9 protein-coding genes are annotated in these 11,932 nt (G+C 66.8%); 4 read left to right on the top strand and 5 right to left on the bottom strand.

Annotated features, from left to right (window positions below; genetic code table 11):
- Positions 1 to 81: 81 nt before the first annotated feature.
- The 3 genes from HNP84_RS35540 to HNP84_RS35530 all read right to left on the bottom strand — a co-directional run bounded on the left by HNP84_RS35540 (position 82) and on the right by HNP84_RS35530 (position 4,312).
- Positions 82 to 1,980 carry an ABC transporter ATP-binding protein gene (locus HNP84_RS35540; RefSeq protein ID WP_185054397.1) on the bottom strand — a complete coding sequence of 633 codons (1,899 nt, stop codon included), beginning with the start codon at positions 1,978 to 1,980 and terminating at the stop codon, positions 82 to 84.
- On the bottom strand, positions 1,962 to 3,785 hold the full coding sequence (locus HNP84_RS35535) for an ABC transporter ATP-binding protein (RefSeq protein ID WP_185054396.1): 1,824 nt from the start codon (positions 3,783 to 3,785) through the stop codon (positions 1,962 to 1,964). The genes HNP84_RS35540 and HNP84_RS35535 overlap by 19 nt, the downstream gene beginning before the upstream one ends.
- A gap of 176 nt (positions 3,786 to 3,961) precedes the next feature.
- Positions 3,962 to 4,312: a hypothetical protein gene (locus tag HNP84_RS35530; RefSeq protein ID WP_185054395.1), complete on the bottom strand. Its 351-nt coding sequence runs from the start codon at positions 4,310 to 4,312 to the stop codon at positions 3,962 to 3,964.
- A 43-nt stretch (positions 4,313 to 4,355) separates the two neighbouring features.
- On the opposite strand from HNP84_RS35530, the gene HNP84_RS35525 reads away from it, so the two are divergent.
- Complete coding sequence (locus tag HNP84_RS35525; protein WP_185054394.1) at positions 4,356 to 4,520, top strand: hypothetical protein; 165 nt, start codon at positions 4,356 to 4,358, stop codon at positions 4,518 to 4,520.
- A gap of 164 nt (positions 4,521 to 4,684) precedes the next feature.
- On the opposite strand, the gene HNP84_RS35520 is transcribed toward HNP84_RS35525, so the two are convergent.
- Positions 4,685 to 5,437 carry a thioesterase II family protein gene (locus tag HNP84_RS35520; RefSeq protein WP_185054393.1) on the bottom strand — a complete coding sequence of 251 codons (753 nt, stop codon included), beginning with the start codon at positions 5,435 to 5,437 and terminating at the stop codon, positions 4,685 to 4,687.
- A 958-nt stretch (positions 5,438 to 6,395) separates the two neighbouring features.
- Here HNP84_RS35520 and HNP84_RS35515 point away from each other — a divergent pair.
- From HNP84_RS35515 to HNP84_RS35505, 3 genes are all read left to right on the top strand, one after another.
- Complete coding sequence (locus HNP84_RS35515; protein WP_512700967.1) at positions 6,396 to 7,478, top strand: ParB N-terminal domain-containing protein; 1,083 nt, start codon at positions 6,396 to 6,398, stop codon at positions 7,476 to 7,478.
- 423 nt (positions 7,479 to 7,901) lie between these two features.
- Positions 7,902 to 9,482 (top strand): alpha/beta fold hydrolase, encoded by a 1,581-nt coding sequence (locus tag HNP84_RS35510; protein ID WP_185054391.1) that lies wholly within the window; start codon positions 7,902 to 7,904, stop codon positions 9,480 to 9,482.
- A gap of 228 nt (positions 9,483 to 9,710) precedes the next feature.
- Positions 9,711 to 10,787, top strand: a complete 1,077-nt coding sequence (locus HNP84_RS35505) for a cytochrome P450 (protein ID WP_221337177.1) — start codon at positions 9,711 to 9,713, stop codon at positions 10,785 to 10,787.
- A 90-nt stretch (positions 10,788 to 10,877) separates the two neighbouring features.
- On the opposite strand, the gene HNP84_RS35500 is transcribed toward HNP84_RS35505, so the two are convergent.
- Positions 10,878 to 11,654, bottom strand: coding sequence for an SDR family NAD(P)-dependent oxidoreductase (locus HNP84_RS35500; RefSeq protein ID WP_185054389.1), 777 nt, complete (start codon positions 11,652 to 11,654; stop codon positions 10,878 to 10,880).
- Positions 11,655 to 11,932 lie beyond the last annotated feature (278 nt).

Here is an 11,932-nt window from a genome sequence, read left to right as displayed (position 1 = left end):
GGATTGACTGGCTTGTTCACGGCATCGGCGGACCCGCGGGGGCCTGGCTCGGCCGGTCGGAGCACCGCCGATCCGAAGAATTCACGGAGTCAACGTCTCGGTGAACTGCTTGTGGTACAGATCGTGGTAGAAACCGCGGCGGTCCAGCAGTTCCCGGTGGGTGCCCTGCTCGACGATTCGCCCGGCGTCCATGACCACGATCGCGTCGGCCGCCTGAATGGTCGAGAGCCGGTGCGCGATGACGAAACTCGTCCGTCCGGACCGCAGCCGGGCCATGGCCGCCTGAATCATCGCCTCGGTACGGGTGTCGACGTTACTGGTCGCCTCGTCGAGTATCAGAATACCCGGATCGGCGAGAAAAGCTCGGGCGATGGTCAGCAATTGTTTCTGACCCGAGGAGATATTGGACGCGTCGCCGTCGAGGACCGTGTCGTAACCGTCGGGCAGGGCGCGGACGAAATCGTCGACGTGGGCCGCTTCGGCCGCGGCGAGGATTTCGTCCTCCCGGGCGCCCTCCTTGCCATAGGCGATGTTGTCCCTGATCGTGCCGTGGAACAACCAGGTGTCCTGCAGCACCATGCCGAAACACCGGCGCACCTGCTCGCGGCTGAGGTCGCGGTAGTCGACGCCGTCCAGGAGGATCTTCCCGCCGTCGATCTCGTAGAACCGTACGAGCAGGTTGACGATGGTGGTCTTCCCCGCTCCGGTGGGTCCGACGATCGCCACCGTCTCGCCCGGCGCCGCTTCGAGCGTGAAGTCCTCGATCAGCGGCCTGTCCGGTTCGTAACGGAAGCTGACGCCTTCCAGGCGTACCCCACGGGCGTCCGCCGTCGCCTCTGCCGGTCCCGCCCCGGACGGCAGGGCCGGCAGAACCGGCTCTTCCGGCGCGTCGAGGAATTCGAAGACCCGCCTCGCCGACGCGATTCCGGATTGGAGCACGTTCATCTGACCGGCGATCTGGATGACCGGTGACGTGAAACGCTGCGAATACTGGATGAACGCCTGCACGGCACCGAGCGAGAGCGCCCCGGTGGCGACCTGGAACCCACCGAACGCGGCGACGACGACGTAATTCAGGTTGCCGACGAACAGGACGATCGGAAAGATCGCTCCGGACAGGAACTGGGCTCTGAATCCCGCCTGCCGCAACCGGTCGTTCTGGCGGCCGAACTCCTCGGCCATCGCCTGCCGCTGACCGTAGGCCAGCACCAGAGCATGGCCGGCAAAGGTCTCCTCGACCACCGACGTGATCTGACCGGTGCGGTCCCATTGGGCGGTGAACCCGGCCTGCGACCGGCGAGCGATCAGGAACGTCACCGCCATCACCACCGGGATGGTGGCCAGGGCCACCGTGGCCAGCAGCGGGGAGATCCAGAACATGATGCCCAGGGTCCCCAGGACCGTGAGCACCGCGGCCGGGAGCTGGCTGAGCCCCTCTTGCAGGCCGGTGTTGACGTTGTCGATGTCGTTGGTGACCCGGCTCAGAATGTCGCCGCGCGGATGGCTGTCGAAGTGCCGCAACGGCAGGCGGGTCAGCTTCTCCTCGGTCGCCTGGCGCAGCCGGTACATGGTGCGCTGGACGACACCGACCAGGATCCGGGTCTGAACCCAGGTGAGAACGGCACTCAGCACGTTCACCAGGGCCACCATGCCGAGCACCCACCCGAGCCGGACCAGATCGATCCCGCCCAGGTTGAAGAGCCTTCCGAAGACACCCTCGACGAGGATGTCGGTGGCCTGACCGAGCAGCGCGGGACCGCTCACGAGGAAGCCGACCGAGAGCACGGTGACCACGGCCACGACCATCAGCCGGAACCACTCGGGGCGGAGCAGGGCGATCAGCCGGGGCACGACGGGGCGCTGCCCGCCACGGCCATCGTCGATGGCATCGCCGATGGCATCGTCTCGGGCATCGTCTCGGGCATCGTCTCGGGCTTCGTCGAGGGCATCGTCTGGCGCGCTCACGAGCCCGATCCCCATCCGAGCTGCGATTCCATGATTTCCTGATATGTTCGGCAGCCCGCCATCAGCTGCGAGTGGGTGCCGATGCCGGCGATGCTCCCGGCGTCCAGGACGATGATCTGGTCGGCGTTCATGACCGTGCCGGCCCGCTGCGTGGCGATGACCACGGTGGCGTCACCGGTTTCGGTGAGCAGCGCGGCCCGCAGGCGGGCATCGGTGGCCGTGTCCAGAGCGGAGAAGCAGTCGTCGAACAGGTACAGGCTCGGGCGCCGGACGAGGGCCCGGGCGATGGACAGCCGCTGGCGCTGGCCCCCGGAGAGGTTCGCGCCGCCCCGCTCGATGCGAGCGTCGAGCCGCCCGGGCAGGGCCATGACGAAGTCACGGGCCTGAGCGATGTCGAGTGCCCGCCACAGCTCCTCCTCGGTGGCCTCCGGCCGGCCGAACCTGAGGTTGCCGGCGACCGTTCCGGCGAAGAGAAAGGCCGTCTGCGGTACCAGCCCGATGCCGGCCCGCAGCCGGTCGAGCGACTGGGCCGGAACCTCGATCCCGTTGACGAGCACGGCCCCCGCGGTCGCATCGAGGAAGCGGGGGATGAGATTGAGCAGCGTGGTCTTGCCGCTGCCCGTGCCGCCGAGGATGGCGGTGGTCTGCCCGGGCCGGAAGGCGAACGTCAGATCGTTCAGCACGGGCCGCTCACTCCCCGCGTACCCGAAGGTGACGTGGCGGAATTCGACGGCACCGGTGACGGCTTCCGGGACGACCGGCTTCGGCGGGTCGGCGATGGCCGCTACGGAGTTGTTCACCTGCTGGATCCGTTCCGCGCTGGCCATGGCGCGCGGGAGCAGGATGAGGACGGTCACGCCGACCACGACGTACAGCATGATCTGCATGATGTAGAGGAGGAACGCGGTCAGGTTGCCGATCGACATCGAACCGCTCTGGAAGAGCTCCGCACCGAACCAGAAGACGCCGGCGCTCGACAGGTTCGTGATGGCCATCACGAGCGGAATGAGCAGAGCGAAGACCCGGCCGGCCCGAAGCGCGGTATCGGTGATGTCGGCGTTGGCCCGTCCGAACCGGTTCTCTTCCCAGCCCGTGCGCAAGAACGCCCGGGCCACCCGGACGCCGGCGATCTGTTCGCGTAGCACCTGGTTGAGGCGGTCGGTCTTGACCTGGACGGAATGGAACATCGGAAGCAGCCGGACCACGACCCAGCCGGTGACGGCCAGAACGGCCGCCAAGGTGATCGCCAGCAGGGGGGACAGCCCGGGCCCTTGCCCGACCGCAAGGATCACCGCCCCCAAGGTCGTGACGATCGCGCTGGGCAGCAGGCTGAGCGCCACTTGGAAGAAGAGCTGGACCTGTTGTACGTCGTTGACGCTGCGAGTGGTCAGCGACGCGACCCCGAACCGGTTCAGCTCGACGACCGAGAAGGTCTGGACACGATCGTAGATGGCGGTACGGATGTCCGCCCCGACCGCCATCGCCACCCACGAGGACAGATACACCGAGATGAGGGAGGCGACGCAGAGCAGGACGGCGATGGTGAGCATGATTCCGCCGGTCCGGCCGATGTGACCGACGTCGCCCTTGAGCACGCCGTTGTTGATGATATCGGCGGTCAGAATCGGCAGGTAGAGGTTCCCGGCGGCTTCGAGTACCTGGAGGATGGCGATGACGCCGAGCTGACGGGCGTAGGGCCGGAAGAAGCCCCGGATCAGGCCGATCAGCCGGCCTCGCACGGGGGCCCGGCGACCGACCTGATCGGCGTTCAGCCGCCGTTCGTGCTCCGTGACACCGGAGTCGAGGTGCGCAGTCGCCATCGCGTTTCTTTCGTCCTGTCCTTGTATGACCATCACGGCGGCCGCTTCTCGCGTGTTCCAGGAGTGCCGGGAAACGCGAGAAACGATCCGCCGTCGACCTGGACAAGGGCCGGGCAACGCCGCAGCCGTCTCACACGGCCCCATCCGGCCGCGGACGTCTCCGAGCCGACGCTCGGCTACTCCTGGACGACCTCTCCGACCAGCACGGGCTCGTCCTGGTTCTCGTTCTGGTTCTCGTTCTGGTTCTCGTCCTGGTCCTCCTCCGACGCCTTCGGCACGGCCGGAACCGTGAGCCCCGGAACGGACAGGTCCGGCACCTTCTTCACCGCTTCGAGAGCCGACTCGATCGCCTCGGCCAGCGAAGGGGACACCGTGTCGTCGAAATCCATCTTCGTGACCTTGACGTCGGCGTTGGTCGGCAGTGAGTCGGTCCCGAAACTGGCACCAGCGCAACCTGCTTCCCGCAGGATCGCCGATTCTTCCTCAGTGATCTCCCGGCTGAGAATGAGCGAGAACACATGCCCCACCGCTCGTCACCCCTTAAGTTTCGATGTCGGCTAAATCCTTCGGATGATGATTCACACCGACGGCAGATTGGCAACGGTGACGGATTTCACCGGCCAGCAGAACGGTACCCAGACCGATTGGCGCGATACAACCTCGGCCTGCTGCGGGCGGGCGATCCTCCGACTTGGCCTGCACGTTGCCGTTCAACTGCCGAACCGCAGCAGTTGAACAAGCGGAGGCATCACCTGAAACCCGCCGACTTGTTTGATCGATGACCTGAGTTATTTACGTTCGGCGATATCGCATAAGCCGGCGCACCGCCGCCGGCGCCGCCCGGACGTCTGCGGGACGCCCGGGCGCCGGCGGCGGAACCCCGGTCCGGAGGACGGGTTTCAGTTCCCGAAGTGCTGGTACAAGACCTTGATGACGTCGTCCGCCTGGTCGCTGACGAAGAAATGCCCGCCCGGGAACACCTTGACCTCGAAGGAGCCGGAGGTGGTGTGCCGGGCCCAGGCGTGCGCGTCGTCCAGGGACGTCTTCGGGTCCCGGTCGCCGGTCAGAACCGTGATCGGGCAGCTCACGGTGGCGCCGGGCTCGCCCCGGTAGAGCTCCGCCGCCTGGTAGTCGGCCCGCAGTGCCGGGAGCGCGGCGCGCATCAGCTCGTCGTCGTCGAGCACGAGTGACGACGTCCCGTTCAGCCGCCTGATCTCGGCCAGGAGCCCGGCGTCGTCCATGCGATGCACCGTCTCCTCGCGGAAGACGGACGGCGCTCGCCGCCCGGACGCGAACAGCCGCACCGGAAAGTGGCCGTCGGCCTCCATCCGGCGGGCCACCTCGAAGGCCAGTGACGCGCCCATGCTGTGGCCGAAGAAGGTCAGCGGCAACTCCGGCTGCTTCCGGAGAACGGCGTAGACCTGGTCGGCGAGCAGCGACAGGTCGGTGAAGGGTTTCTCGTTACGGCGGTCCTGCCGGCCGGGGTACTGGATCGACACCACGTCGACCCGGGGACTGAGCGCCGTCGACACCGGCAGGAAGAAGGACGCCGAACCACCCGCGTGCGGTAGGCACACAAGCCGGGCGGTCGCCGTGTCGGTGGGCCGGTAGCGACGGCACCAGAGACTGTGGTCGGGAGAGGGCTGAGACATGCCGCTCCATAGGAGTCGTCGCGTCGAATGAACACATTGCCATGGAGTGTTGTTCCGGCACCGGACGGTAACAAGGTCGCAAAGAGGCTGACAAGGCGCATCGGTGCTCGTTCAACTGCGGTGATGCCGCAGTTGAACGACACGTCCGGGAGTGGGCGCGTCGATCCATACGAGTGCGCGGGCCGGCGTCCATCGGCCGGGAACGGAGCCGCTCCACCGGCTCGGCGGGCATCGCCGAGATCCGCGATTCCAACAGCCGGATGATGCGACGCGGTGCCCCACAGCCGCCCCCGGTGGCCGTCGCGGGATTGACCCACTGGTCACCCATCTCGCCGGTAGCCGGCACCGCGGATCCGCCCGGCCTCCGCATCCGTCATCCGCCGCGCGCGGTCGTCGTGCGCAGCAGCCCGGGCTCGCCGCGGCACGGGTGTCCTCGAAGCACTGCCAGGCAGCGGACACCTGCCATTGACGACCACTTCGTCCCCTTCGTACCACCATGAGCGAATAAGGAGGGCGAAGTGACCGTCTGTTATCACCCGTGCGCCATCTTCGGAAAACGAACAGTTGAATCATTGACCGAACAACTGATTCGACCTGATGTGGGCCGAGAGCAGGCACGATCGTCCTAACAGGGCTCTGAGCGCGGGTACAGATAGGTGAAGCCTGCGCTACGCCCGGTGGAACCGTCCGATAATGTCATTGTCAGCTCATGATCGCGAGAGCTATAAAGAGATCACCCAGGCGGGCGACCTGGACTGGCGCACCGTCAAGAAGTACCTGATGTGAAACGCTCCGCCCTCCCCGTATTCCCGCGGTTCATTGCCGCAAACAGCACCGCCGCAAAACAGCACCAGTGCGTTGAAGATTACATCTTCGCCGCCCCGGTCATCTCGAGCTGAAACCAAGGCATTTGCATGACCGAACGCCGGTTGCCAGTTGTTGAAGAAAGCGCAGCGCGATGCCCTCGAATACCGTATCGTCCCATCAAGCCCCAGATCCCGCTATTGCCGGAAAGCGAATCTACGACTCGGCCGAGGCCATCGATCGGTTACCGGTCCAGTACATGCCGCTGAGCAGACTGGAGCCGGGGGTCTTCGTCCGCGGCGCCGGCACGGACCCCGCCCATGTGCAGATGCTGGTGGAGGCCGCGAGTTCGTGCACGTTGCCGGCCATCCTGGTCCAGCAGAGCAGTTCCCGCATCGTCGATGGAATGCACCGCTTCGAAGCGGCGAAACTTCGCGGCGAGGAGACCATTCGGGTACGGCTGATCAACTGCACGGACGAGGACGCCTTCATCCTGGCGGTCAAGGCCAACACCTGGCACGGGTTACCGCTGAGCCGGGCCGACCGGATGGCCGGGGCCAAGCAGATCGTCGAGTGGCATCCGGACTGGTCGGATCGGGCGATCGGAGCGGCCACGGGGCTGAGCGCGAAGACGATCGCGGGCATCCGCCGTCAATCGGCCGATGACGGTCAGAGGTTTGGCAAACGCCTGGGCCGGGACGGGAAACGCCGCCCGCTCACGGCCGCCGAGGGCCGGCGGCGAGCAGCAGAATACATAGCCATCCACCCGGACGCATCATTGCGGGAGATCGCCCGCGAGGCCGACGTCGCCCCGGCGACGGCCCAGGACGTGCGGGCCCGGATCAGGCGCGGAGCGGATCCGATCGCGACCCGCAGAACCACGCGATCCCTGAAGAACAGCAATCACGAAACCGGACATTCCTCCACATTGTCCCCGCTACAACCATGGCCGCCCACCAGGCCGAACCTGCCCTCGTCGGCGGTGCGCCGGCCGCCGACGTGGTCGGCGCTGTCGCCGAAACTGGCCAACGACCCCTCGCTGAAGTACGCCCAACGTGGACGCGCCTTCATCGGCTGGATGGCGATGCACGTCATCAATTCGGGAGAATGGAAGGAATTCATTGACGCGATTCCGGTGCACTGGTTGCCGGACCTGAGTCTGATCGCCGACCAGACCGGCCAGGATTGGATGGCATTCGCCGAGGAGCTCCGCCGGCGGCAGGAAGTGATCGATTGAGCCCGGAGTATTCGAACCGGCACAGCCGCCCTGCGCCTTTGTCAACCATCCTTGTACCACAGGGAGAAGGTCGCCTGCCACCGACGCGTGGTCAGGCGACCTGGCACGATGCCCGCGGATCTCGCCCCGCCTCCCCTTCCGAGCCGGGGGGATGAGGCCGGGAAGGCTCATTTCCCGGAACATTCTCCTGTCTTTCACGCTCGTCGTACGCGTCGCCCCCGAAAGCGGTCGGCCGGATACCCGTCATTCCTCGGGATCATTGTGCCATTGCGAAGCCGCCTGCAGAAGTAGCTGTTCTCCAAGGTTGTTTTCAGATCTGCGAGACGAAACAATCTGGTCTGGCCCTGATGGACCGGGACGCCGCCCCGATGCGCGGCAGAACGAATGGAAATCCTCATGAAAACACGTTTGAAAGCTGCTGCTGTGATCAGCAGCCTCGTGGCGGGTTGCGCGTTGCTCTCACCGGTATCGGCACAGGCCGCGCCGACGAGCGGGGCGACCACGGCCGGCGAGGTCACCGACAAGTCGTACACGCCGCCGCCGATCGAGTGGGCGGCGTGCACGAACGGGCTGCAGCACCTCGGCGGCGAGTGCGGCTTCCTGGTGGTGCCGCTCGACTACTCCCGCCCCCACGGCACGAAGATCAAGATCGCGGTGTCCCGGATCAAGCACACCTCGTCCGAGGCCGACTATCAGGGCGCCATGGTGGTGAACCTGACCTGGCCCGGTGGCTCCGCGCTGAGCCAGTCCACGGTGGGCAAGCTCCTGCCCGAAGCCATCAGCGGGGACTACGACTGGATCGGCTTCGACCCGCGGGGCGTCGGCGCCAGCGAGCCCACCCTGAGCTGTGACTCCGGCCTCGACTACTACAGCCGCCCTTCCTACGAGCCGACCTCGAGGCAGCACCTGTCCACGCTGATGGAGTACGCGCAGTTCTACTCCAAGGCCTGCGCGAAGACCAACAGCCCGCTGCTCAGGCACGCCACCACCACCCACACGGTCAAGGACCTGGACAGCCTGCGCAAGGCCCTCGGACTGAGCCAGATCAACTACTACGGCTACCTCTATGGCGCCTACCTCGGCGAGGTCTACAGCTCGATGTACCCGACCCGGGTGCGCCGGATGATCCTCGACAGCAGCATCGACCCGCGCAAGGTATGGTTCAGCTTCAACAACGGCCAGGACGCGCCGCTGGACCAGAACTTCTCGGCGTTCTCCGCATGGGTGGCGAAGTACGACAACCTCTATCACCTCGGCACCACTGAGAACGCCGTCAAGAAGCAGTACTACTCCACGCTGGCGAAGCTGGCGAAGAAGCCGGCCGAGGGCGTCTACGGCGCGGCCGTCTGGACCGACGTCGCTCTGCTCGCGTACAACACGAGCCACTGGAAGACCCTGGCGGAGGCCTTCTCGGCTTATATCAACAAGGGTGAGACGGCACCGCTGAAGGCGCTCTACGACGCCAACTATCCGACGAGCGGCGACAACAACCAGGCGATGTCGATGGCGACCATGTGCACCGACACCCGGTGGCCGAGGGACTGGCGCACCTGGCTCCGCGTCGCCGAGGACCACCACAGGAAGTGGCCGCTGGCGGCCTGGGCCAACACCTGGTATGTCGCCTCGTGCCAGTCCTGGAAGGTGCCGCCGCAGAAGCCGGCCGTCGTCGACGGGTCGAAGGCCCCGGCGATTCTGATGGTGCTCGACACGACCATCGACCCGGCCTCGACCTACGAGGGCAGCCTGGCCGTTCGCAAACTGTTCCCGAAGGCGGTGCTGGTCCAGAGCGGCGCCACCCCCGCCGACTCGGCCACCCCGACCTCCTGCTCTCCCGGCGCGGCGATCGCCGCCTACCTGAACGACGGCACCCTGCCGCCCAGGGTGGCGGGCAACACCGCGGACCTCAAGTGCCCGGCGAACCCGCTCCCGGATCCGACCAGTGCGGCGAGCGCGCAGAACTCCCCGCTTGGAGGACTCACGGTGACCAGCCCGGCTGGTCAGTAGCGCTGATCCGAACACCGTAGGCAGCTGGGGTCACCGGGACACGGGACCCCAGCTGCTCTCGTTCGGACGTGCCGTCGCCGCCCCACGGCCCTGTGTACCAGCCTTTGAGATTGACGGTAAACAATGACTGCTTCGTGCCCGTTTGAAGCCACTCGCGACGACCGGAAGTCGGCGGCCCTGGCTGCCGAACGGATCACCATAGGTCCCGAGACGCGCGTCATCGGCAGCTTGGCCTTCGCCCGTGACGTGCTGCGCAGCAACGTGACCCGGCAAGCCGGAGCCGGAGCCAAGGGCGAGGTCAGCGGCGACCCGGCCTTCACCTCGGTGTTCTACCTGGACGGCGAGGCGCACAAGCGCAAGCGGCAGGCGATCGTCCGGTTCTTCACCCCCAAGGCGATCAGCACCCGCTACCGCGCGGTCATGGAGGAGGCCACCGACACCCTGCTCGCCCGGTTGCGGGCCCGCGGGCAGGGCCGGCTGGACCAGATGAGCTTCGAGCTCGCGGTGACCGTGGCCGCCGAGATCGTCGGGCTGACCAACAGCGACCAGCGTGCGATGGCCCAGCGGATCCAGGCCACTCTGATCGGCCTGCGCCTGCCGCAGATGAGCCGCTGGCGGCGACCGTTCGGGCAGCTCCAGGCGACCTTCCACGGCGCGCGCTTCCTCGCCCGCGACGTGCGGCCGGCCATCCGGGCCCGGCGCGCGGAGCGCCGGGAGGACGTGATCTCGCACCTTCTCGACGAGGGCTACCCGGAGCAGGCGATCCTCATCGAGTGCATCACCTTCGCCGTCGCGGGGATGATCACCACTCGGGAGTTCGTCGTCATGGCGGCCTGGCATCTGTTCGGGAACGACGCGCTGCGCGAGCGTTTCCTGTCCGCGGAGGACTCCGGCCAGATCGCCATCCTGGAGGAGATCATGCGGCTGGACCCGGTGGTCAACATGATCGCCCGCCGGGTCACCGCCGACATGACGACGGACTCCGGCTCGGTGTCCGAGGGCGAGGAGCTCGTCATCGACATCCGCGCCGCCAACCTCGACGCGGCCGGCGTGGGCGAGTGCCCCTACGCCCTGGACCCGGACCGGGCCCGGCGGACGAAGATGGCCGGCTCCTACTTGAGCTTCGGCGACGGTAGCCACCGGTGCCCGGGCGCGCAGGTGGCCCTCAACGAGACCCGGGTCTTTCTCGACCGCCTCCTGCGCGTGCCGGGCATCCGGCTGCGGCGCGAGCCGGACCTGTTGTGGACCGACGAACTGATGGGCTACGAACTGCGCAACGCCGTCGTCACCTGCGACCGCGCCTGACCCGCCGGACCGCCGCCGATCCACCCGGTGCGCCGGTATCGGCGGCGTCAGCCGGTCACGAACCGTGGCGGAGCCGCGTCCGCGGTCGCGTCAGGTACGGACGCGGGCGCTCCACTGGAAGATGAGGCGCTGCGCGAGTGATCTCGGCATGAGACGGTACAGGTTCGTGCTCATCCTGTAGTTCCGGCCGGGCACGGACAGCAGCCTGCCTTTCCGCAGATCAGCCAGGCAGTCGTGCACCACGCGGTCGGCTTCCAGCCACAGTCCCGGCGATATCCCGCCTGTGTCGACGCGGGCCCGCTCGAAGAATCCGGTGCGGATGAAACCGGGGCACAACCCGATGATCCGCACTCCGCTCCCGGCGACCAGCGATGCCATGGTCTCCGAGAACGAGGTCACCCATGCCTTGTCCGCGCTGTAGATCCGGCCGTCTCCGGGCAGCAGTCCGGCTGTGCTGGACACATTGATCACGTCGCCGCTTCCACGGGCGAGCATGCCGGGCAGCACGGCCCGGGTGAGTCGCAACACGCTGGTCACGTTGACGTCCAACTGGGACTGGAGCTTCTCCGGATCGGTCATCCAGAAATCGCCGTGGTTACTGAATCCCGCGTTGTTGACGAGCAGGTCGATCGGCTCGTCCTCGGCGGCGAGCCGTGCTTCGACGCGGGCCCGCTCGGTGGGATCGGCGAGATCGGCGACCAGTACCTCGACGTTGACGCCGTGCTGTTCGCGCAGTCCGGCCGCCGACTGCTCCAGAAGCGCGGCGGAGCGGGCGACCATTACCAGATCGTGCCCATCCGTCGCGAGCCGATGGGCGAATGCGGCGCCGAGCCCGGAGCTGGCTCCTGTCACCAATGCGGTAGGCATGGGGGGAATCTATCAGCCGCTTGGGAAATAACCCAGTTTATGCGCCTTATGGATGACCACGGGCAGGTGCGCGGGGCAGGCCGGCAATGTATCCGACCCCAGCCTTTTCCAAGCGCCCTGTTCCCGGTCGCCCATCGGTGACGAGCAGGTTGTGGTGCACCCGAGAACCACTGGGCTGCCGGAACAGGATCTCGGTGCTGTCGGGCGTCCAGGTGCGTGGTCGTCACCCTGGCCTCTCGCGGCCAATGATGACATATCCAGGAAAACCGCGGGCCACA

This window comes from Thermocatellispora tengchongensis, from assembly GCF_014202315.1.
Classification (GTDB): domain Bacteria; phylum Actinomycetota; class Actinomycetes; order Streptosporangiales; family Streptosporangiaceae; genus Thermocatellispora; species Thermocatellispora tengchongensis.
This window is presented reverse-complemented; position numbering and strand designations above follow the sequence as displayed.

Excerpts from the sequence above, each read along its gene's own strand:
- HNP84_RS35500 (WP_185054389.1), bottom strand. The coding sequence starts at position 11,654 with ATGCCTACCGCATTGGTGACAGGAGCCAGCTCCGGGCTCGGCGCCGCA.
- HNP84_RS35515 (WP_512700967.1), top strand. The coding sequence starts at position 6,396 with ATGCCCTCGAATACCGTATCGTCCCATCAAGCCCCAGATCCCGCTATT.
- HNP84_RS35540 (WP_185054397.1), bottom strand. The coding sequence starts at position 1,980 with ATGGGGATCGGGCTCGTGAGCGCGCCAGACGATGCCCTCGACGAAGCC.
- HNP84_RS35520 (WP_185054393.1), bottom strand. The coding sequence starts at position 5,437 with ATGTCTCAGCCCTCTCCCGACCACAGTCTCTGGTGCCGTCGCTACCGG.
- HNP84_RS35525 (WP_185054394.1), top strand. The coding sequence starts at position 4,356 with ATGATGATTCACACCGACGGCAGATTGGCAACGGTGACGGATTTCACC.
- HNP84_RS35535 (WP_185054396.1), bottom strand. The coding sequence starts at position 3,785 with ATGGCGACTGCGCACCTCGACTCCGGTGTCACGGAGCACGAACGGCGG.